This is a genomic window from Brevundimonas bacteroides DSM 4726, assembly GCF_000701445.1.
Classification (GTDB): domain Bacteria; phylum Pseudomonadota; class Alphaproteobacteria; order Caulobacterales; family Caulobacteraceae; genus Brevundimonas; species Brevundimonas bacteroides.
In genome coordinates, this window is sequence record NZ_JNIX01000003.1 from 1 (window position 1) to 22,082 (window position 22,082).

Consider the following 22,082-nt stretch of genomic DNA (forward strand, 5'->3'; position numbering starts at 1 on the left):
CCGCCGATGTCGTACAGGACATTGGCCATCAGGGTGACCGACTCGATGTCGCCTTCCGGCGAGAAGCAGCCGCCCGTCGCCGGCGTCACATTGCACAGACCCGACGGAACATTGTTGTTGGCCCGACGAACCGTGCCCACGTCACCCGAGCGGTAACCGCCCTCGAGCTCCACACGCCAGTTCGGGTTGAAGCGATAGCCAAGACGCGCAAACGCCGCCCAGCCATTGTTCACTTCATAGTTCCAGTTCACGCCCGTCGTCGAAGACTCGGCGTTGATGTCGTCCATCTGGTGATAGCCGGCGTCAATCGCGCCATACCACCCATCCGGCTCAGCCGAAGCAGCACCAGCCGACAGGGCCAGAGCCGCCGCCGCGCTGGAAGCCAGGAACAAGGTCTTGAAACGCATGGGTGTGAGCCCTCCGCAGCCACAATTGATCTCATGGGGCGGTCCGACCGCCTTGGAGGGGTCATAACAGCGTTGCAGCACGAGGTCGATAGGGTCCCAGCAGGGCGCGAGCGTCGCGGCCGGAGCGTGGCGTTGAAGCTACAGGGGAAATCAGACAGCTGTGCCGTATCGGCCCTTTCTTCGCACGAAACAATGAGGCGCCCACGGGTTTGTCGCTGGTGCGAACGCGGCTATGGCTCACCCATGAGCCAGACCGATGCGGGTTGCGAGATCATCGCGGAAGCGGGCGTCAATCATGACGGCGACCTCGACGAAGCCCTGCGCTTGGTCGCCGCTACTGCGAGCGCGGGGGCCGATACCGTCAAGTTCCAGACGTTCGACGCCGACGAACTCGCCACGGCCACAGCCCCGACTGCCGCGTATCAGGTCGAGGCCGGCGAAGGGGCCGAGCAGGCCGCCATGCTGCGGCGGCTGGCGCTTCCCCTGTCGGCGTGGAAGCGCATCGCCCGCGAAGCCGAGGCGTGCGGTATCGCCTTCCTGTCCACGCCGTTCGATGCCGCCTCGGCGCGGTTCCTGATCGACGAAACCGGGATGAAGCGGATCAAGGTCGGCTCCGGCGAATTGACCAACCTGCCCCTGCTGCTCGATCTGGCCCGGCTCGGACGGCCGATGCTTCTGTCGACCGGCATGGCGACGATACAAGAGGTGTACGACGCCCTTGGAACCCTTGCGTTCGCGTCGCTGGCCGGGTCCAGCGAGCGACCGTCGCTCGATGGCGTTCGGCGTGCCTATGCGGCCCCGGAAGCGAAGGCCGTTCTGTGCCGGACCGTCCTGATGCAATGCGTCACCGCCTATCCGGCACCCTACGACCAGGCCAATCTGCGTGTGCTGGATACCTATGCGGCGCTGGGGGTCGTTCCCGGCTATTCGGATCACACCCTCGGCACCGATACAGCGCTGGCCGCCATCGCGCGGGGCGCGCGGGTGATCGAGAAGCACCTGACCATGGACCGGACCCGCCCCGGGCCGGATCACAAGGCGTCCCTGGAACCGGACCAGATGGCGGCGCTGGTGACCGGAGCCCGGCGCTTCGCGCAGATGCTGGGTTCGGATATCAAGGCACCGGTCGAAGCCGAGGTCGGCAATATGGCGGTGGCCCGACGCGGTCTGGTGGCCATTCGGAACATCCGGACCGGGGATACTCTCTCCACTGAAAACATAGGGCCGCGGCGTTCGGGCGGCGGCGCACCTCCGTCGGCCTTGTGGGAGCTCCTCGGCCGGACGGCCCAACGCGATTACAATGTCGGCGACTGGATCGAGCCGTGAGGCGGATCGGCGTCTTCACCGGCACGCGCGCCGAGTACGGCCTGCTCCGCCCCGTCCTGACCGTGCTGGAGGCCTCGTCGTCGCTGGAACCCCGGCTGATCGTCGGCGGGACGCATCTGTCGGCGCGACACGGGGCGACCCTGTCCGAGATCGAGGCGGACGGACGCGGTGCCGACGCCAGGATCCACCTTTCGATCGCGGGTGATGACGGCGTCTCGGTCGCGGCGGACATGGCCGCGACGCTGGCGGGCGCGGCGACGGCCTATGCCGAACTGGGACTGGACGCCGTGCTGATGCTGGGGGACCGAACCGAGGTGCTGGCGGCGGCGGCGGCAGCCGTTCCGCTTGGTCTGCCGATTCTTCATCTGGAGGGCGGGCACCGCACCGCCGGAGCCGTTGACGACGCGATCCGGCACGCCGTGACCAAGCTGGCCGCCCTGCACTTCACAGCGGCTGAACCCTATCGTCAGCGCATCCTGCAGATGGGCGAGGCCCCGGAGCGGGTCTTCACCGTGGGATCGACGGCGGTCGATACTCTGAAGGCGCTCGGCGAGGCTCGTGCGGGGGATATCGAGGCACTGGCGGGACTGGATGTCTCGGGGGGCTTCCTTCTGGCGACCTTTCACCCCGAGACGCTCGGCGAACGGTCGCCAGCCGATCAGATCGCAATGTTTCTTGACGGCCTGTCGGAGGCTTTGGATCGGCCCGTGCTGATCACGCGCCCCAATGCGGACGCCGGATCGGCCGCAGTGAGGGCGGCGCTGGACGCCTTCGCCGCCGAACGTCCACGGCAGATTCGGCTCGTCGAGTCGCTGGGGGCCGTGAACTATTTGAAGGCGCTGATCGCCTGCGACGCCGTGGTCGGCAACTCCTCCAGCGGGGTGATCGAGGCACCCGCCGCCGGAACGCCGTCGGTCAATGTCGGGGCCCGTCAGGAAGGACGGCTGAAGCCTCCGAGCGTGATCGACTGCGCGCTGGAACCTCTGGCCATCGCCCACGCCATCCGTCGGGCGACGGCCCCCGGAGCCAAGGCGGCCGCGCGGTCGCAAGCCCCCCCGTTCGGTGATGGACGCGCTGGCCGCAGGATCGTCGAGATCCTCGAGCAGACCGACTTCGGAGGCCTCGCCCGCAAGCCCTTCGTCGACCGGCCCTAGCGGCGCACGCTGTCCAGCGGGGCGGCGGCGGCGCCCCGGACGTGCGGCCACAGGGCCTCGCAGATCAGGAAGTCGAAGGCCGTGTCGACGTCCCAGCCCCTCTCCGGCGGGATGACCCAACCCAGAGTGCCGTCGCCCTGAAAGCTGCGGCGCTCGAGCAGCACTTCCGGTCGGCCCACGTAGACCGCGCCGTTGATGACCACGGGCTCGTCCGGTTCCGACGCGTTGGGGCGGAAGGTACGGTCGGGCTTCACCCGGCCATAGAAGGTCTGCGGCTTCAGGACCGGCGAAACGCCGATGACCGACGGCGCGCCGGTCTCGTGACAGAGGCGCACCGCCCCGTCGATGTCGGGACCCAGTCGCAGAGGCGAGGTGGGTTGGAGCAGGACGACATAGTCCCAGCGTTCGCCGAGCGTCGTCAGCGCATGCTCGATGGCGTCGATCACCGAGGCGTCGGGACCTGACAGGTGATCCGGCCGGCGAAACGGCGGGGCAAACCCCATGTCGGTCGCGATCCGGGCCACCGTCTCGTCGTCGGTCGAAACGACGACCTGATCCAGCACAGTCGCCTCACGACAGGCTTCCAGCGTCCAGGCGATCATCGGCCGCCCCGCCAGCATGCGCGTGTTCTTGCCCGGCAGACCCTGCGAACCGGCGCGCGCGGGCACGATCCCGAGGACACGGCCGATGCTGGCCCCCTGCCCGATCATGGTCCGCTCCGTGACGCCTAGTGCGGCCTCCTTTAGACTCTGATTCGCGCAAGGCCTCGCGCGTTCGGCGCGGCCGCGTCTGGCAGGGCGGAACCGACCGGCGATGACCGACACCTCGATCGCAGGCCCGATCCGCTCAAGCCTTGAGGGCCGCAGCGTTCTCGTGACCGGCGCGGGCGGCTTCATCGGCAGTCGACTGTGCGAACAGCTGGTCGAGGCGGGGGCATCGGTCCGCGCCTTGGTGCGCTACACCTCCGATGGCGAGGCGGGCTGGCTGGATCGCTCGCCGATCCGCAGGGACATCGATGTTCGGCGCGGCGATCTGGCAGATCGGGACAGCGTGTTCGACGCTGTGCGCGGGACCGATCTGGTGTTCCACCTCGGCGCCCTGATCGCCATTCCGTATTCCTACCTCGCGCCCGAGAGCTATGTCCGGACCAACATCCTGGGCACGCTCAATGTGCTGCAGGCGGTGCGCGAGCTGGAGATCAGCCGGCTGGTGCACACCTCGACCAGCGAGGTCTATGGCTCGGCCCAGGCCGTGCCCATGACCGAGGCGCATCCGCTGGTGGGGCAATCCCCCTACTCCGCCTCCAAGATCGCCGCGGACAAGCTGGCGGAGAGCTATCACCGGTCGTTCGCCACGCCCGTGGTGACATTGCGCCCCTTCAATACTTACGGGCCCCGCCAGAGCGCCCGGGCGGTGATCCCGACGGTGACGACCCAGCTCCTGGCTGGACGGACGATCCGGCTGGGCGACACTCGGCCGACGCGGGACTTCGTCTATGTCGATGACACGGTCGACGCCTTCCTGAGGGCGGGGACCGTGGCCGGGATCGAGGGACTGACGGTCCACACGGGCACCGGCATCGAGACGCGCGTCGGCGACCTGCCCGCCCTGATCGCCAGGGCCGCCGGATTGGACTTCACGGTGGAAGAGGACGCAAGCCGCCTGCGCCCACCCGCCAGCGAGGTCGAGCGGCTGTGCGCCGATGCCAGTCTGGCGCGCGAGCGGCTGGGCTGGGCGCCGCGCGTCCCGATCGAAGAGGGACTGGGCCGCGTTGTGGAGTTCGTGCGGGCGAACCCCGGCCTCTATCGCCCCGAGGAGTATGCGGTGTGACCGGCGGAGGCGACATCACCGGCAATCTGATCGCGCCGGACGCGCCACTGCTGGCGGCCATCGAGCGGATGGACTCGGTCCGGAAGAAGCTGCTGGTCGTGGTCGATCCGGACCGACGGCTGCTGGGCACGGTCTCGGACGGCGACATTCGCCGGGGACTGATGCGCCGACTGACGATGGACGACCGCATCGACGCGGTCATGAACGCCAAGCCGGTGGCCCTGCGGCTGGACGGGTCCGAACAGGAGGCGCTGGTTCGGCTGGCCGAGCGGGGCGTGAGCCTGGCACCGGTGCTGGATCGCAACGAACGGGTCGTGGGTCTTTATCCCGACGCGGTATCGGCGGGGGCGCGGCGGGACAATCTGGTGGTCATCATGGCCGGGGGACGCGGCGTGCGGCTGGCCCCCCTGACCCAGACCTGTCCCAAGCCCATGCTGAAGGTCGCGGGCCGGCCACTGCTGGAGACCATCATCGAGCGGTTGCAGACGCAGGGCTTTCACCGGTTCCGGCTGGCGGTGAATTATCTGGCCAAGGTCATCGAGGACCACTTCGGCGACGGGTCCGGCATGGGCGTCGAGATCCGGTACTTGCGGGAGGACCATCCGAGGGGCACGGCGGGGGCGCTGTCGCTGGTGACCGATCCGATCGACCAGCCCATGCTGGTGATGAACGGCGACGTCCTGACCCGCATGGCTTTCGGCGATCTGGTCGACTTCCATGTCGAGAACCGGGCGCTGGCGACGCTATGCGTGCGCGAGCATGCGTTCCAGGCCCCCCACGGTGTGGCCGAGGTCGACGGCGTGCGCATGACGGCGCTGCGCGAGAAGCCGACTTTCCGCTGGCTGGCCAACGCCGGCGTCTATTGCCTTGACGGCCAGGTGCTGGACCGGGTTCCAGCCGAGGGGCCGTTCGACATGCCGGAGCTGCTGGCGTCGCTGGCGGCCGAGGGTCAAATGGTCGGGGCCTATCCGATCCATGAATACTGGCTGGACATCGGCCGCCCTCCGGATTTCGAGAGCGCTCAAAGCGATTTCGGCGCCGTATTCGAACCGGCTTGAACGACCGCCACCGTCTGGCCGCTTGCGATCAGCGCGGGCGCGCGTATGTTCGCGCGCGGGTGCGTCGTCTCTTTTCAGGTCAGCCGAACCGCGAGCCACGGATCGGCCCGCCGTCGGGCCTGCATCGCGGCCGGGCACCAATGCACTGTTTCCTTCGACCCGAGTGAGCATCCCTTCGTGAGCCGCCATTTCCGGATCATCGGCGCCCTTCTGATGCGCGAGATGACCACGCGGTATGGCCGTGAGGGGCTGGGGTTCCTGTGGGTCGTGGGCGAGCCTCTGCTGTTCTGCTTCGGCGTCATCATCATGTGGACGCTGATCAAGCCGGCCTATGAGCATGGCATTCGCCTGGGTCCGCTGGTCATGACGGGCTACATGTCGCTTCTGATGTATCGCCACATGATCAGCATTAGCCTGGGAGCCATTCAGGGAAACATCGGCCTGATGCACCATCGCCAGATCGGCATCATGCACATCTTTCTGGCGCGCAACCTTATGGAGTTTGCCGGCGGCACCGCCGCGTTCGCGGTGGTCTATATCGTGCTCTTCGCCATGGGGCAGGTCGAACTTCCAGCCAACTGGCTGCTGCTCTACGCCGGTTGGATCATGGTCGGCTTTACGGGCCTGGGAGCTGCGTTGATCTTCGCCGGTCTGGCAATCCGCTTCGAGCTCATGGAGCGACTGGTACCTGTGCTGACCTACGCCATGATCCCGCTGTCCGGGGCCTTCTTCATGCTCGCCTGGATCCCGCAGCAGTATCGATACCTTCTGCTGCTGGTCCCGTTCCCCAACGCCATCGAGATGGTGCGCGACGGGGTTTTCGGCGAGTTCGTCCCGACCTATTACCACGCCGACTATGCGCTTCTGTCTGGCGCGGTCATGCTGTTCACCGGCATGATCCTGCTGTCCGGGGCCAAGAACCGGGTTGCCATCGAATGACCGAGACCAAACTCAACTACATCGGGCCGATCCCCAAGCTGCTCACGTTCGAGCGGGATCGTCCGGCCTGGTGGCGGCGCATTCCGGTCGCGGCCCTGATCGTGGTCGTCCTGCCGACGTTACTGGCGACCATCTATTTCCTGCTGATCGCCTCGCCCCGCTATGTGTCCGAGACGCAGTTCATTGTGCGCCAGGCGGGTCAGTCCACGCCATCGACGATCGGCGTCGCCCTGCAGGGCATCGGCATCGCCCCGACCCAGACCGACGCCTTCGCGGTGCATGAGTACATCAACTCGCGCGATGCCTTGCGCGAGTTGTCGCGCCGCTATGACCTGCCGGCCATCCTGGGTCCGCGAGGGGCCGACGCCTTCTCGCGCTGGCCGCGGCCGTGGGAGGACCGGTCCAACGAGGGGCTGTACGAAGGCTTCCAGCGCTTCGTGACGGTCGGCTACGATTCCACGACCGGCATCTCGACCCTGCGCGTAGAGGCTTTCCGCGCCCGCGACGCCCAGGCCCTGACCGAGGCCCTGCTGACGGGCGGCGAGCAGCTGGTCAACCGCATGAACGAGCGGTCGTCGGCCGACGCGGTCGCCCAGGCCCAGCAGGCCCGCGAGGAGGCCCGCGCGCGTCTGACGGGCGCCCAACAGCAGCTGACGGCCTTCCGCAACCGCGAGCAGATCCTCGATCCGCAGCTGGTCGCGCGAGAGAGTTCCCAGCTGATCGGCGGTCTCCAGGCCCAAGTCGCAGGCCTGCGCGCCGAACGCGCCCAGGTCGCGGCCGAGGCCCCCAACAGCCCGCAGCTGCCGACCTTCGACGCCCGCATCCGCGCCTATGAGGCCCAGATCGCCGCCGAGCGCGCCAACATGGCCGGCAACTCCGAATCCCTGGCGCCGATGATCAGTGTCTATGAGGACCTGGCGTTGGCCCGCGAGCTGGCCGACCGCGAGCTGACCCAGGCGACCGCCGCCGTCATCGCCGCCGAGCAGGAGGCGCGCCGCCAGAAGCTGTACCTGGACCGTGTCGTAGCCCCCAGCCTGCCCGACGAGCCGGCCGAGCCCAAGCGGTGGCTGGCCATCCTGACCGTGCTGGCCTCGTCGCTGCTGGTCTATGGCATCGGCTGGTTGATCTGGGCGGGCGTGCGCGAGCACCGCCAGGACTGATGGCCGCCGTGATGGAGGACATTGCCGCCTTGCCGGGTCTGCGCGTGCAGAACCTGGGCAAGACCTATTTCGGCGAGACCAAGCCCCTGTTCACGGGCCTGAACTTCGAGCTGGCCCGGGGCGGGCGCCTCGCCATCCTGGGCCGCAACGGCCAGGGCAAGTCGACCCTGATCAAGATGCTCGGCGGCGTCCTGCCTGAGACGGAGGGCCGCATCCAGTGGCTGATGAGCTCATCGTGGCCCATCGGCTTCGGCGGCGGCTTTCAGGGCAGCCTGTCGGGGCTGGACAACATCAAGTTCATTTCGCGCATCTATGACCGGCCCTATGCCGAGACGCTGGAGCGGGTCGACGACTTCGCCGAGCTGGGCTCGTCCCTGAAGCTGCCGGTGAAGCACTATTCGTCGGGCATGCGCGCGCGTCTGGCGTTCGGCCTGTCGCTGGCCATTGAGTTCGACTGCTATCTGATCGACGAACTGGTGGCGGTCGGCGACGCCCGTTTCCAGCAGAAGTGCCAGGCGGAGCTGTTCGAACGCCGCGCCCACCGCAGCTTCATGATGGCCAGCCACGACACCCACCTGATCGCGCGCCACTGCGACCGCGCCCTGATCATCGAAAGCGGCAAGGCCAAGATCTTCGAGGAAATCGACGAAGCGGTCGAGGTCTACACCTGGCTGAGGGCGGCGTAGTGGTCGCCCGCTTTGGCAATGGTCGGGCACGCTGGATCGTTCTGACGCCGTCGGCCGATGACGAGGGTTGGCGGCGTGAGATCGCTCGAGCCGGAGCCGCCGCAGGATTGAAGACCCAAGTCGAGCGGGCCTTCAGTGAGGATGCGGGAGCGGGCTACGACGATCCTCGTCGCCTGTTCATCACCGAGGATGCAGCGATCGCGCTGGCCGCCAGGCCATCGTCTGTGGTCGCCATAATGCCCGAGCCCGAGACGGCACCAGATGCCGTGGCCGAGGCCCATAATACCTACGCCCCGCATAGCGTCTGGCACGCCTCGATCCTGCTCGCTCGCGCGGCCCAGCTCGCGGAAGAGCATGCTGTCATCACCGCAAAGGATCTGGCGCGGCGACCGACGATGCTGCGGCTGTTCGGCGACATGGAAATCATCCCTCCAGCCTCGATCGCCGAGGCATCACGCCAGCCGGCCGTCGCCGCAGCCTTCGCGATCTACCGAAACGGCGATCTGGCCGACGCTTCAGCAATACCGTGGTCTGAAAAGCTCTTTGTCTACGACGAACGCGCGTCTCGTGACTGGCCCGAGTGGGGGGTAATGGATACGACGGGAAGACCCCGGATGCTGGTCTGGGGCCCTTATGTCGCCCTGCCACCGGGCGTCTGGCGCGCCGTGATGCGCTTTGGCGTCGATGAAGCCGGAGCAAGGCGCCAGTACCGCATTGACTGGGGAACCCGTACCGCCTGCGTTAGCGAGTATGTCACGCCCGGCCAGTCCGGAACCTATGAGATCACCCTCGATTGGTTGTTCGAGGAGGCGGACGCCGCCGAGATGCGCTTGATCCTGACCGAGGGCTCGTTCATGGGAACGGTCATGTTCCAGGGCATGTCGGTCCAGCGCGTGCCGCGGACCCTCATCTCAAGCGACCAGGCCGCCTGACGGCGCGCGGCCCCGCCGCGTGAAGGAGTGACCCTTAGAATGACCGGCCAGGCGACAATGTCCGATCGCTACTTCTATCTCGGCCCGGACGCCGCTCTCGTCCGACTGCAGGACGGGCATTTCCTGTTCGTGGATCCCCAAGACGAAACTGTCAGCGCACACCTGATCGGCCGGGGTTACTGGGAAGTCTGGATCCAGAAGACCCTGGCGTCCCTGCTCAAGCCCGGCCAGCGCGCGATCGAGGTCGGCGCGAATACGGGCGTCCACACCCTGACGATGGCGCGGGCAGTGGGCGAGGCAGGGCGTGTTACGACCGTGGAGGCAAATCCCCGACTGGCGAACCTTCTGGCACGTTCGATCGACTACAACGGCTACTCCGGTCGTATTGGCCTGTATCGGGGCGCAGCGAACGACACGGACGGGGAGCTGGACTTCCAGACCTCACGGCGCAATGGCGGAGGCGGACATACCTTCGTCTATGATCGGATATTCGGCGATGAAACGGTCACCGTTCGGGTGCCTGCCGCGAGGCTCGACACCATGGTCGCAGAGCCGGTCGACTTCATCCGCCTCGATGCGGAGGGGTCCGAGCCCCAGATTCTGGCCGGAGCCGTCAATCATCTGAGCAATCCCGCCATCACCATCTGCATGGAGTGGGACGTGTTTCAGATGAGCATGCGAACGAAGGTCGAACCGTTCGTTCGCGGATTGATCAAACAGGGCTTCAAGTTCTGGCGTATCGAGCACGACCTTGGCCTCACGGCCTTGCCCGGCACGGACATGGCGACGATGCCGCACTGCGAAGTCCTAATCAGCCGCGTGAAGCCGGGAGCCTGACGGGGCCCGATCAGTTCGGGACCAAAAGGGCCCCGGTCACGGCCAAATCAGAGAGGGTCTGCGCGGGCCGGACGGCCACCCGCACCTCGGTCGCCCCATCCACGACCCGCACGCGCCCTTCGAACGTGCGGTATCGATCGATCACCCGCACCGGCAGGCGCTCGGTCGCCAGTACGCGCCCCCGCCCGTCCTTCTGCGTCACCACGATTTCGGCGGACGCTTCCTCGCCGCGCGGCAGGCCCGGAGCGAACAGGCTGGCGCCGAAGCGATAGTCGCCGGGTGGCGGGGCGTCGATGGTCTGGCCCCAGTCGCGGGCGGGCAGGGTCTCGGCGCGGATGGTGCGCATGCAGGCACCGTTGGCGTTCCACGGCGGCCCGGTGACGTCCCCGAAGGTCAAGTCGGCCCCCTCCCCCTCGCTGTCCCAGGCGCGGGTCTCGCAGGCATAGTCGCCCTCGGGCACATAGGGGCCGCCGAGGTGGCTGTTGAACAGCAGGTTGCCGGACAGATAGAGCGGATCGACCGGGAAGGTGCGGATCGTCGGATCGACGGCGGAGGCGCCGTCCGGGTCCCAGGTCCCGCCCTCGGGCCGCACCAGCGTCGTCCAGGTGCGGCAGTCGACCATCGACATGGCCCGACCGTGGAACACCGCGTCATAGGTCGAGGCGGGGCAGCGGGCCTTGAGGAACTCTGGTGTCAGGCCCTCGCCCGCGCGCCAGGCCTCCCAGCGGGTCGCGCCATATTCCCGCGTGAACCAGTTGGTCTCCATCGAGCCGTAGCCCGAGGCGAAGTGGCGCACGAGCAGGGAATCGAGCCGCCGGGTCTTCGTGTCGTCGGCCGGATCGACGACATAGGCGTGGGCGGGGTGAAAGCTCCATTCGATGCGCGCCGCGCTGGTGCGGATGCGCTGCTCGCAGTTGGGGGCGAATGTCGTGGGCGAAGCGGCCTCCCCGCCCCGGAACGCGCGGTCGCTATTCGGAAACAGCCGCCAGCCGCCCAGATCGCAGTCCGGCCGCCACCAGGGCTGCCAGTAGGCGCCGGGGTCGGACGTACCGAGGAAGGCGACCCAGTCCTCGCTCGCGCCCATGATGTTGTAGCCGCCGCGCGCGGGATCCAGATGGACCTGACGCGGAAAGGCCGGGTCGAGGTCCCAGGCGTCGGTGAAGAAGTAGGTCTGGACGCCCAGGGTCCGGGCCCCGAAGTTGGACGGATCGGGATCCTCGATGGGGAAGCTGTCGCTGACCTGATATCCGCCGACATCGACCTTGTGATACGGCAAGGGCTCGCCAGGGCGGAGCTTTCGCCGGCTGTCGGGGCAGGACACCGGGTCGGCGAAGATCGGCTGGTCGCTGCCGTCCACGCAGACCATCTGGATCAGGAAGTCCGTGGGGTCCGGCGCCTGGCCCCGCGCCGGATCGGCCGCGCAGCCCGTCAGGCCGAGCGCGAGAAGGCCGATCAGGACCGCCCGCGCCGCCATCGTCATTTCCGCTCCAGCACCGTGGTGCGCAGGTATCGCCCGTAGTCGCTCTTGCCCAGCGCGGTGACGATCGACTCCATCTGGTTGCGGTCGATGAAGCCTCGGTCGAAGGCGATTTCCTCGGGGCAGGCGATCTTGAAGCCCTGGCGCTTTTCGAGCGTGCGCACGAACTCGGCGGCCTCCAGCAGGCTGTCGGGCGTACCGGTGTCCAGCCAGGCGAAGCCCCGGCCCATGATCTCGACCGACAGCTGGCCGCGGTTCAGGTATTCGCGGTTGACGTCTGTGATCTCCAGCTCACCGCGCGCCGAGGGCTTCAGGTTGGCGGCGATGTCCACCACCTGCTCGTCGTAGAAATACAGACCCGTGACCGCCCAGGGGGACTTCGGGACCGGCGGCTTCTCCTCGATCGACAGGGCGCGCATGTCACGATCGAACTCGACCACGCCGTACCGCTCCGGATCGTTGACGTGATAGGCGAAGACGGTCGCGCCGTTCGGCCGCGCCATGGCGCTGGTGAACAGGTCGGTGATGCCGTGGCCGTAGAAGATGTTGTCGCCCAGGATCAGCGACGATGGCCTACCCGCCACGAAATCCGCGCCGATGATGTAGGCCTGGGCCAGGCCGTCGGGGCTGGGCTGGACCGCGTACTGGATGTCCATGCCCCACTTCGATCCGTCGCCCAGCAGGGCCTGGAAGCTGGGCACGTCGCGCGGGGTGGAGATGATCAGAACCTCGCGGATGCCGGCCAGCATCAGGGTCGACAGCGGATAGTAGATCATCGGCTTGTCGTAGATCGGCATCAGCTGCTTGGAGGTGACCAGCGTCATCGGGTGCAGCCGCGTGCCGGACCCGCCGGCGAGGATGATGCCCTTCATCGGGTAGGCTCCGGTATCAGTTCGGCGACGATCTCGGTGACCGCGTCCTTCCAGGGACGAGGTGCGATGCCGTAGTCGCGGGTGATCTTGAAGGTGTCGAGACGCGAGTTCGAGGGGCGCCGCGCAGGCGTGGGATAGTCGGCCGTGGTGATGCCCTCGACCGTCGCCGAAGGCCCGCCGCGCGCGGCCGACAGGGCCATGATCTCGCGCGCCAGGCCGGCCCAGGTGGTCGAGCCCGCGTTGACGAAATGATAGACGCCGGTCGGGGCGTCGGGGTCGTCGATCATACGCAGCGCAAGGGTCTGAAGCGCTTCGGCGATGTCGCGGGCCGAGGTGGGGCAGCCCTCCTGATCCTCGACGACGCGCAACGCCGGACGGTCGGCGGCGAGACGCAGCATAGTCTTGAGGAAGTTGGCGCGGTGGGGGCTGAGCACCCAGGCGGTGCGCATCACCACCGAGCGCGGATTGCCGGTCGTGACCGCGACCTCGCCCGCCAGCTTGGACGCCCCATAGACCCCCAGCGGCCCGACCGGATCGGTCTCGGCGTAGTCGCGATCGCCCGCGCCGTCGAAGACATAGTCGGTCGAGACCTGGATCAGGGGGATGCCTGCCGCGCGGGTGACTTCGGCTAGGATCGCCGGACCCATGGCATTCGCGGCGAAGGCGGCGGCGACCTCGGTCTCGGCCTTATCCACGGCGGTATAGGCACCGGAGTTGATCACGGCCTTGAACGGCGTCGCGGCGAAGGCGGCGCGGACGGCGGCGGGGTCGCCCAGGTCGAGCTGGTCACGCGTCGGCAGGTGCAGTCGTACATGACTCGGCCATGCGGCGCGGGCCAGCTCCAGCCCGACTTGCCCAGCCCCGCCGGTGATCAGGATGTCGACGGCGTCGTCAGCCATTGGCCACGCCCAGCCGCTCGGTCTTGTAGCGTTTGTCGAGGATGGCCTGCCACCAGTCGCTGTTGTTCAGATACCAGTCGACGGTCTCCTCGATGCCCTGTTCGAAGGTCTTGGAGGGCTCCCAGCCCAGCTCGTCGCGGATCTTGGTCGCGTCGATGGCATAGCGGGCGTCGTGGCCAGGGCGGTCGGTTACGAAGGTGATCTGGTCGGCATACGGCTTGCCGTCGGCGCGGGGGCGCTTCCGGTCCAGGCTGGCGCAGATGGCGCGGACGACGTCGATGTTGCGGCGCTCGGCATTGCCGCCGACGTTGTAGGTCTGGCCCGGACGGCCGCGCTCGAACACCGCCTGCAGCGCGCGGGCGTGGTCGTCGACGAACAGCCAGTCGCGCACGTTCGATCCGTCGCCATAGACCGGTAGGGGTTCACCGTTCAGGGCGCGGATGATGATCAGGGGGATCAGCTTTTCGGGGAAGTGATAGGGCCCGTAGTTGTTCGAGCAGTTGGTCATCAGGACCGGCAGGCCATAGGTGTGGCCCCAGGCGCTGACCAGGTGATCCGACGCCGCCTTGGACGCCGAATAGGGGCTGCGCGGATCATAGGGCGTGGTTTCGGTGAACAGGCCGGTCTCGCCCAGCGAGCCGAACACCTCGTCGGTCGAGATGTGGTGGAAGCGGAAGCTGGCCTTGTCCTCGCCCTCCAGCCCGCGCCAGTAGCCCAGCGCCTGCTGCAGCATGACGAAGGTGCCCACCACATTGGTCTGGACGAACTCGCCCGGCCCGTCGATGGAGCGGTCGACGTGGCTCTCGGCGGCCAGGTGGGCGATGACCTGGGGGCGGAAGTCCGCAATGGCGGCGCGCACGGCCTCAGCGTCGCAGATGTCGCCTTGGACGAAGCCGTAGCGGTTGGATTTCGACGCCGGCTCCAGCGAACTGAGCAGGCCGGCATAGGTCAGCTTGTCGAACACCAGAACCTCGTGCTCGGTGTGCTCGATCAGGCGACGAACCAGGGCCGAGCCGATGAAGCCGGCCCCGCCGGTGACCAGAATGCGCATGAAGCCGTCTCTCAGTGTCGGATGCGCGACCTAGCCCAGATCGCCCGTCGCCGCCATCGGCACCCCGTCATAGGCGAAGGGGCTGTCGAAGTCCGCCAGACGCGGCAGGGCCTTGTCCTTGTCGGACAGCACGGGTCCGGACGGCGGCAAGGGCCAGTCGATGCCGATGTCGGGACAGTCCCAGGCGACGCCACCGTCGCAATCGGCGGCATAGATGTCGGACACTTTGTAGGCGACCTCGGTGTCCGGCTGGAGGGTGACGAAGGCGTGGCCAAAGCCGACCGGCACGAACAGCTGCCGGCCGTTGTCGGCGCTGAGCTTGGCGAAGGCGACCTGACCATAGGTCGGCGAGCCTTTTCGGAGGTCGACGGCGTAGTCGACGATCGCGCCGCGGACGCAGCGCACCAGCTTGGCCTGGGCATGGGGCGCGCGCTGGAAGTGGATGCCTCGAACGGTTCCGGCATGGGCAGAATAGGACTGGTTGTCCTGAACCATATCGAGGTCGATGCCCATGGCCGCGAACTTCGGACGCGACCAGGTTTCGGAGAACCAGCCCCGGTCATCTCCGAACCGGCGGGTCTCGATCAGCTGGACGGTCATGGTCATGACGGGCTCCGGATGTTGCGCCTCCGCGCCTAGCCGCCGCCGCGCGCCTTTGGCAAGGGTCGCTCGCCTCGCTCGCGACGCCCATTGGCGGGCGCGGAAAGGCTTGGTAAGCCCGCGTCGGCCTTCGGGCCAACGCCCGCCGCGAGCCCCGAGGCCGACTTGAATTTCTCCGCGATCCGCTCGTTGTTCGCCAGCCCGGAGCCCGTCGTCGAGGCCGAGCAAGTGATCGACACCTCACTGCGGGAATCCGAGGGCCGCACGCGCGGAGACACGGCGCGTGACGCGGGTTCGCCGGGCGACGCCATCGAGGGCTACGAGGCCCATCTGGCTCAGCATCCCACCGACTTCGCGATATGGGTCCAGTTGGGCCACATGCTGAAGGATAGCGGCCGTCCCCTAGAAGCCGACGAGGCCTATGGCCGCGCGCTCGAGCTCCGTCCAGGCGACGCCGACCTACTTCTGCACCACGCAAGCCTGAAGCGTGCCCTCGGGCATCGACGCGCGGCCATGGTCCTGTTCCGGCGGCTGGCAACCAGTTCGCTCTGCGCCGACGTGATCGCTCAGATGACGGCCCCGGACATGGCCAAGCATCTGAACGAGGCGGACGAAAGACGGATCGCTGCCCACATCTCGCGAGCGGTGTCGGCCTCGCTCTGCGATCTGGCCTTGATGCGCGTGTCGGGTCTGGTGCCCCATTCCGACGGCTCGATCCGGTTGGTCAACGACGATCCGCGTCTCAAGCTCGTGCCAACCACGACGTCTCCAGGCTCGACCCTTGGCGCGCTGCGCATCGAATTGGAGCAGCTGAACCCTGAGCGGCCAGTATCCGGGCAAATCTTTCTCAACTATGGCGATGGCTTCGACGCCAACGACTGCATCGTCGTGGAGCCGCGGCCCGGCGCAAGGCGGATCGATCTGACCCTGCCGATCGCAGGTCCCGCCAACCTCAAGGGGTTGCGCTGGGATCCGGACGACAAGCCCAACACCATCCGCATCCATCGGCTGACCTTCCTGCCGACCTACGACCCCGATGCCGCGATCCGGGCTGTCGTCGAGGCTTTCCCGCCCGAGATCGACCTCTCGCGCGAGGTCACGGCCGCTCGCGAAGCGCTGGCCAGGTCGGAGATGGACGCCACGACGGCGGCCTGGACAACCCTGTTCCTGACGTCCCACCTGCGCGGCCACAACCGCCACTACGAGGCGTGGAGACGCCGTTGGATCGAACCTCGCCCCCGGGACTACGACCGCATCCGCGAGATGACCGGGGCGATGGCGATCAAGCCGACCTTCTCTCTCGTCATCCCGGTCTATGACACACCTATTCCCCTGCTGACCGAGTGTCTGAATTCGATCCTGGCCCAGACTTGGCCTCACTTCGAAGTCTGCCTCGCCGACGATTGCTCGCCAAACCCGAAGGTGCTCGAAACGCTGGACGCCTATGCCCGGCGCGACAGTCGCATCAAGGTGATCCGCCGCACGTCCAATGGCCATATCTCTGCGGCCAGCAACTCGGCGCTCGCGTCCGCCACGGGGGATTTCGTCGTCCTGATGGACCACGACGACGTCATTCCGGACTACGCTCTGTTCTGCGTCGCCCATGCGATCAATCAGAACCCCAAGGCCCAGATCCTGTTCTCGGACGAGGACAAGATCACCATCGCGGGCGAGCGCTTCCAGCCCTACTTCAAGGGCGACTTCGACCCCTGGCTGCTGTTCGGCCACAACATGGTCAGCCACCTGGGTGTCTATCGCCGCGACCTGCTGGAGAAGATCGGCGGGTTCCGGCTCGGCCTGGAAGGCAGCCAGGACTACGACTTGGTGCTGCGGGCGTGGGAAGAGGCGGGTGACGAGGCCGTCGTGCACATTCCGCACGTCCTCTACCACTGGCGCGCTATCCCGGGATCGACCGCGGTGTCTGCCGACCAGAAGAGCTACGCCATCGTCGCGGCGAGGACGGCGATCTCCAGCCATTTCGCCCGAACAGACGGCCCCTTCGTCTCCGCGCCGGGCTTCGCGGCGGGGAATACAGCCCTGAAGCGGACGCGCAACTTCGACACGGCGGTCTCCATCATCATTCCGACCCGGGATGGGCTAGAGGACCTGAGGGCCTGCATCGACTCCATCCGCGCCTTTGACCACCGGGCGACCGAGATCCTGATCGTCGATAACGGCTCGGACCAGGTCGAGACGCTGGACTATCTTGCGGCGCTGGAGCGGGACGGCGTGGCGCGCGTGATCCGCGATCCCCGTCCCTTCAACTTCTCGGCCCTGAACAATGCGGCGGCTCGAGGCGCGACGGGCGAGGTCCTGTGCTTCCTCAACAACGACACCGAGGTGGTCACAAAAGACTGGCTGGACCGGGCGCGCGCCCTGCTGTCGATGCCCAAGGTCGGGGTCGTGGGGGCGCGCCTGCTCTATCCGGACGGGGCGCTGCAGCACTTCGGCGTCTACACCGGCACCGCCGAGCATGGCGTGGCGTCCCACGGACATCATGGGCTGGCGCCGAATGGAGCGGGCTATTTCTCCAAGGCCCGTCTGACCCAGCAGTTCAGCGCTGTGACAGCCGCATGCCTGTTCATTCGTCGCGCGGTGTTCGACCAGGTCGGAGGCTTCGATCCGGAGTTGGTCGTGGCCTACAACGATGTGGACCTGTGTCTGAAGGTTCGGCAGGCCGGCTGGCAGGTTGTGGCCGACGCCGATTTGGTGCTGGTCCACAAGGAATCGCGCACGCGCGGCGCCGACACGGACGGCGAGAAGGCGGCCCGGCTGGACCGCGAGGCCACTCTGATGCGCGAGCGTTGGGGCGAGACCCTGGCCCGCGATCCCTTCTATTCGCCGAACCATTCCCTGGACGGCCAATTCGGCTTCGCCCACCCCCCGCGCGTGCCGATGCCGTGGCGCGAAGGCGAGGTCGAAGCAGGCGCGATTGCGTCGGTCGCCGTTGAACCGTCCCCGCCGCCAAAAGTCGTCGGCTGGCAGCCGAGCCCGCTTCCGATCATCAAGCCGTTGCAGCGGTTCGACGACCTGCCGCCGGAGGTGTCGCCCGACGTGCTGCGTCGTCGCTACGCAGACCTGACCGACAAGAGCGATGACTGGCTGATCGACCACTACGAACGCCAGGGTCGCGAAGAGGGCCGGGTCGCAGCGGACGTGGCCGAGCGGGAGAACTTCCTGCCCCTCATCGAGCCGGATGCGCGGGTTTTGGAGATCGGTCCCTACTTCACGCCTGCGTTCAAGGGCCCCAATGTCCGCTACCTTGACGTCTTTGACGGTCCCACCCTGCGAACGCTCGCCCAGGCGGAGGGCGCCGACCCGAACGGTTGCCCGGAAGTGATTCACTACACGAACGGCCTGACCGAGGCCGCCGGGGCCGATTTCGACGTGGTCTTCTCAAGCCACGCCATCGAGCACCAGCCAGATCTGATCAGCCATCTCCAGCAAGTTGCGGATGCTCTCCGGCCCGGCGGCATGTACTGGATCATCTGCCCGGACAAGCGCTTCTGCTTCGATCACAAGCGGCCCGCATCGACGATCGCCGACGTTCTCGATGCGCGCGGACGCACCCGGAATACGCGGCGCAACGTGATCGACCAGGTGGTGCTGAGCGACCACAATGATCCCGTCCGCCACTGGCGCGGCGACCACGACGACGTGTCCGCCCTGGAGCGTGAGCGACTGACCTGGGCGATTCAGCACATCGAGGAAAAGGGCGACGCCTATATCGACGTCCATGCTTGGCATCTGACGCCGCCCGTGTTCCGGCGTATCCTGGCGACGCTGGCGGACCTTGAGTTGAGTCCCTTCAAGCGTTTCCGCGTCTATGACACGCCGCTGAACCGGAACGAGTTTATGGCCGTCTTGGCTCGTGAGGATTGAGCCTATGATCTGGCCGGACCTCTGGGCCGCCGATGAGCTGCGAGCCCGTTATGCCGATTTGAGCCAGCTCGACGATGACGCGCTGGCCCGGCATTATGAGGCGTTCGGCCGAAATGAGGGCCGCATCGCCTCGCCCGCCGCCGTGCGCGAGGGCTTTATCTCATTGGTTCCGCCGGACGCCTCGATCCTCGAGATCGGCCCTTTCTGCCAGCCGGTCATGACGGGGCCGAACGTGCGCTATCTGGATGTGCTCGACGCGGCCGGTCTGCGTGCCCGTGGCGAGGCGATCGGCATCGACACCAGGCGAACGCCAGAGACCATCCACTTCACCAAGGGTCTGGGCGAGGCCGCCGGACAGGGCTTCGACATCCTTTTCAGCAGCCACAATCTGGAACATCAGCCAGACTTGATCGGTCATCTGAAGGAGGCGGCAGCCGCCCTCGCGCCCGGCGGCGTCTACATGCTGATCGTGCCGGATCGCCGCTACTGCTTCGATCACTTCCTGCCGGACCTGACGCTGCCCCGCGTTCTGGACGCGCATCTGGAAGGCCGCACCGTTCATACGGCGCAGTCCGTCATCGAACACCGCGCATTCACCTGCCATAACGACACGATGCGTCACTGGCAGGGTGACCACGGCCCGGAACCCGACGGGCTGGACCACCGGATCGACTACGCCCTGAACGAGCTGAAGGCCGCGAACGGCGGCTACATCGATGTGCATGCATGGCAGTTCACGCCGCAGTCGTTTCGACAGGTGATGACGGCCCTGAACACACTGGGCTGGTCGCCCTTCCGTCCGCTTCGGGTGTATGACACCCCCTATGGCCGTAACGAGTTCACCGCCGTGCTGACGCTGGACGGCGCCGCATGACCGAGCAAAGGCCCGGCTGGCTGCAGCGTCGATCCGCGCCGGCGGCCGCGCCCGACGCCAACTCGCGCGCCATGCGTCTGATCGCGCAGGCGGACCAGGCCCGCGACGCCGGGGACTGGGCGTCAGCGGCACAGCTCTATGCCGAGGGGCTCAAGATCGAGCCGGCCCAGCCCGCAATCCGGGTTCAGCTGGGACATGCGCTGAAGGAATCGGGTCAGCTGGCCGATGCCGAAGCCGCCTACCGCCGGGCCGCCGACGAGATGCCGGAGGACGCCGACGCGCGCCTTCAGCTCGGCCACGCCCAGAAGCTGCTGGGCCAGACCGAGGCCGCGATCCGCAGCTTCGGCCGCGCGCTGGAAATCGACCCGGACCTGGTCTCGGCGCGCGAAGAGCTGATCCTGTTGGGCGCGAGGTGCGAACTGCCAGGCGTGAAGGATGGGCGCGTTGCTGCAGCGCATCGCCTGGCCCGTCTGTCCGACGATGTGCGGCGCGCCCTAGCGGATGCCCGGGATGTCGCCGAACAGGCAATCTTTCCGCCTGAGGCTTATGACTCCTTCCGCCGCCGGTACCCCATCACGCCGCCGCCTAGGTCCTGTTCGCTTGCGGTGACGGTGCGTATCGACGCGGCGGGGTCCACCCCCTCTCAGCTGCGCGCGACCCTAACCAGCCTGCTGGACCAGCGTCACTGCGCGTGGACCGCCGTGGTGGTCGGCGCGGGCGACACAGTGGCAAACCACCCCGTGGCCAGCCTGGGGCTCGATGAGGGCCGGATTCGTTTCTGCGAGGACACCGGAACGAATGGCGCGACCCTCCATCTGACCGCCGGAACGATCCTCGATCCGGAGGCTCTGGGTTGGCTCGGCTTTGCGCTGCAGCGAACAGGGGCCGTCGCCATCTACGCCGACCACGACCGCTACGACCCCGACTGGCGGCTCGGCCTGATCCGCCACTCGCCGGCGCTTCAACCGATAGCGGACACGCTCGATCTGGCCACCAATCCCGATCCTCCCACCGTCGTTCTGACCACTCGCGGCGGTTCGAATGGGCGCGAGGCGTTGGCTCAGGCCCTGGCCGACGGCCCCGTCGCCCACCTGCCCCGTCTGCTGTCCAGCCTGCCGGCGGTCGCCGAGGCTGAACCGACCGATGCGCCGGCGTCCCCCGCCCTGCCCGGCCGGATCCTCGTCGTCATCCCGACGCGTGACGAGGTCGAGATGCTGGGGCGAGCGGTGAAGACCCTCCGCGCCGATGCCGCACAACCCGATCAGGTTGATGTCCTGATCCTCGACAACCGCAGCGAGGCGGCGGGCTCAGCTCAGGCGCTGGCCGAGCTCGCCACCCTGCCCGGCGTTCGGGTCCAGACGCACGACGAGCCCTTCAACTGGTCGCGCTGCAACAACCGGGGCGTGGCGGGATCGGACGCAGCGATCCTGGTCTTCGCCAACAACGACGTCGAGATGCTGACGCGGGGCTGGGACGCCCGGTTGCGGGGCTGGCTGGGCCGGGACGGCGTGGGCGCGGTCGGTGCGCGGCTGCTCTATCCCGATGGCGGGCTACAGCACGGCGGCATCCTTTTTGGCGGCTGGCAGAACCGGCCCTCCCACGATGGGCTGTGGCAGCCGGGGCGTGAAGGCGGTCCCCTGAACCGCTGGCGGCGGTCGCGGCCGGTCGCGGCGGTGACCGGAGCCTTCTTGGCCTGTCGCCGCGAGATATTCGAAGCCGTCGGCGGCTTCGACGAACGGTTCGCGATCGCCTACAACGACATCGACTTCTGTCTGAAGGTGCGCCAGCGCGGCGAGCGGGTCGTCTTCGCCGCCGACATCGAGGCGATCCATCACGAATCGAAGACGCGCGGTCATAACGACAATCCCGAGAAGGTCGCCTGGGACGACGCCGAACTGGCCGACATGCACCGGCGGTGGGGCGAATGGCTGTTCCACGATCCGGGCTACAATCCGCAGTGGGCGGCGGAGGTGAACCGTCCCTACGACGGGCTGCGCGATCTGGGTCTCAGCCGCATCCTGGCGCATCTGGACGCCAGCGCCCGACCGCAACCCTGGACGATCCCGGCGGAGCCGAACGCAGAGGTTTGACCTTGCAT

Annotated in this window: 19 protein-coding genes; 12 read left to right on the forward strand and 7 right to left on the reverse strand. The window is 67.4% G+C overall.

The features are described from left to right. Nucleotides 1–407 (reverse strand): outer membrane beta-barrel protein (locus Q333_RS0101110; protein ID WP_029414904.1); only part of this gene is annotated, 407 nt, incomplete at its 3' end. A gap of 243 nt (nt 408–650) precedes the next feature. Between Q333_RS0101110 and Q333_RS0101115 the strand changes: the two genes are divergently transcribed. After that, the gene (locus Q333_RS0101115; protein WP_029414905.1) at nt 651–1,733 is read left to right on the forward strand and encodes an N-acetylneuraminate synthase family protein; all 1,083 of its coding nucleotides are present in this window, start codon (nt 651–653) and stop codon (nt 1,731–1,733) included. Continuing rightward, on the forward strand, nt 1,730–2,887 hold the full coding sequence (gene neuC, locus Q333_RS0101120; RefSeq protein WP_051651027.1) for a UDP-N-acetylglucosamine 2-epimerase: 1,158 nt from the start codon (nt 1,730–1,732) through the stop codon (nt 2,885–2,887). The genes Q333_RS0101115 and neuC overlap by 4 nt, the downstream gene beginning before the upstream one ends. On the opposite strand, the gene Q333_RS0101125 is transcribed toward neuC, so the two are convergent. Then, nucleotides 2,884–3,597, reverse strand: a complete 714-nt coding sequence (locus tag Q333_RS0101125; protein ID WP_051651028.1) for an acylneuraminate cytidylyltransferase family protein — start codon at nt 3,595–3,597, stop codon at nt 2,884–2,886. The two genes, neuC and Q333_RS0101125, sit on opposite strands and share 4 nt — an antisense overlap. A 103-nt stretch (nt 3,598–3,700) precedes the next feature. Between Q333_RS0101125 and Q333_RS0101130 the strand changes: the two genes are divergently transcribed. The 7 genes from Q333_RS0101130 to Q333_RS0101160 all read left to right on the forward strand — a co-directional run bounded on the left by Q333_RS0101130 (nt 3,701) and on the right by Q333_RS0101160 (nt 10,329). Continuing rightward, nucleotides 3,701–4,717, forward strand: a complete 1,017-nt coding sequence (locus Q333_RS0101130) for a GDP-mannose 4,6-dehydratase (protein WP_051651029.1) — start codon at nt 3,701–3,703, stop codon at nt 4,715–4,717. Next, nucleotides 4,714–5,775, forward strand: a complete 1,062-nt coding sequence (locus Q333_RS0101135; RefSeq protein ID WP_029414909.1) for a nucleotidyltransferase family protein — start codon at nt 4,714–4,716, stop codon at nt 5,773–5,775. Before Q333_RS0101130 ends, Q333_RS0101135 begins: the two co-directional genes overlap by 4 nt. 177 nt (nt 5,776–5,952) lie before the next feature. Then, nucleotides 5,953–6,714: an ABC transporter permease gene (locus Q333_RS0101140; RefSeq protein ID WP_035293506.1), complete on the forward strand. Its 762-nt coding sequence runs from the start codon at nt 5,953–5,955 to the stop codon at nt 6,712–6,714. Next, nucleotides 6,711–7,874 (forward strand): chain-length determining protein, encoded by a 1,164-nt coding sequence (locus tag Q333_RS0101145; RefSeq protein WP_029414911.1) that lies wholly within the window; start codon nt 6,711–6,713, stop codon nt 7,872–7,874. Before Q333_RS0101140 ends, Q333_RS0101145 begins: the two co-directional genes overlap by 4 nt. Next, on the forward strand, nt 7,874–8,560 hold the full coding sequence (locus tag Q333_RS0101150; protein ID WP_245591447.1) for an ABC transporter ATP-binding protein: 687 nt from the start codon (nt 7,874–7,876) through the stop codon (nt 8,558–8,560). Before Q333_RS0101145 ends, Q333_RS0101150 begins: the two co-directional genes overlap by 1 nt. Beyond that, the gene (locus tag Q333_RS0101155) at nt 8,560–9,492 is read left to right on the forward strand and encodes a hypothetical protein (RefSeq protein ID WP_029414913.1); all 933 of its coding nucleotides are present in this window, start codon (nt 8,560–8,562) and stop codon (nt 9,490–9,492) included. The genes Q333_RS0101150 and Q333_RS0101155 overlap by 1 nt, the downstream gene beginning before the upstream one ends. Nucleotides 9,493–9,531: 39 nt before the next feature. Next, nucleotides 9,532–10,329 carry an FkbM family methyltransferase gene (locus Q333_RS0101160; protein WP_051651030.1) on the forward strand — a complete coding sequence of 266 codons (798 nt, stop codon included), beginning with the start codon at nt 9,532–9,534 and terminating at the stop codon, nt 10,327–10,329. A gap of 10 nt (nt 10,330–10,339) precedes the next feature. Here Q333_RS0101160 and Q333_RS0101165 read toward each other — a convergent pair whose 3' ends face one another. From Q333_RS0101165 to rfbC, 5 genes are read right to left on the reverse strand one after another with little or no spacing between them, the layout of a single operon-like run. Next, nucleotides 10,340–11,809 (reverse strand): hypothetical protein, encoded by a 1,470-nt coding sequence (locus Q333_RS0101165; protein WP_029414915.1) that lies wholly within the window; start codon nt 11,807–11,809, stop codon nt 10,340–10,342. Beyond that, nucleotides 11,806–12,678 (reverse strand): glucose-1-phosphate thymidylyltransferase RfbA, encoded by an 873-nt coding sequence (gene rfbA / locus Q333_RS0101170; protein ID WP_029414916.1) that lies wholly within the window; start codon nt 12,676–12,678, stop codon nt 11,806–11,808. Before rfbA ends, Q333_RS0101165 begins: the two co-directional genes overlap by 4 nt. Then, nucleotides 12,675–13,577: a dTDP-4-dehydrorhamnose reductase gene (rfbD, locus tag Q333_RS0101175; RefSeq protein ID WP_029414917.1), complete on the reverse strand. Its 903-nt coding sequence runs from the start codon at nt 13,575–13,577 to the stop codon at nt 12,675–12,677. The genes rfbA and rfbD overlap by 4 nt, the downstream gene beginning before the upstream one ends. After that, a complete protein-coding gene (gene rfbB / locus Q333_RS0101180) occupies nt 13,570–14,628 on the reverse strand; it encodes a dTDP-glucose 4,6-dehydratase (protein ID WP_029414918.1) in 1,059 nt (352 codons plus the stop codon). Before rfbB ends, rfbD begins: the two co-directional genes overlap by 8 nt. Nucleotides 14,629–14,658: 30 nt before the next feature. Beyond that, a complete protein-coding gene (gene rfbC / locus Q333_RS0101185) occupies nt 14,659–15,234 on the reverse strand; it encodes a dTDP-4-dehydrorhamnose 3,5-epimerase (protein WP_029414919.1) in 576 nt (191 codons plus the stop codon). Nucleotides 15,235–15,393: 159 nt separating this feature from the next. Between rfbC and Q333_RS17185 the strand changes: the two genes are divergently transcribed. From Q333_RS17185 to Q333_RS16780, 3 genes are read left to right on the forward strand one after another with little or no spacing between them, the layout of a single operon-like run. Next, nucleotides 15,394–19,110 (forward strand): glycosyltransferase, encoded by a 3,717-nt coding sequence (locus tag Q333_RS17185; protein WP_211249674.1) that lies wholly within the window; start codon nt 15,394–15,396, stop codon nt 19,108–19,110. A gap of 4 nt (nt 19,111–19,114) precedes the next feature. Beyond that, complete coding sequence (locus Q333_RS0101195; protein WP_051651031.1) at nt 19,115–19,984, forward strand: methyltransferase domain-containing protein; 870 nt, start codon at nt 19,115–19,117, stop codon at nt 19,982–19,984. Beyond that, nucleotides 19,981–22,074, forward strand: coding sequence for a tetratricopeptide repeat protein (locus Q333_RS16780; RefSeq protein ID WP_051651032.1), 2,094 nt, complete (start codon nt 19,981–19,983; stop codon nt 22,072–22,074). Before Q333_RS0101195 ends, Q333_RS16780 begins: the two co-directional genes overlap by 4 nt. Nucleotides 22,075–22,082: the final 8 nt, after the last annotated feature.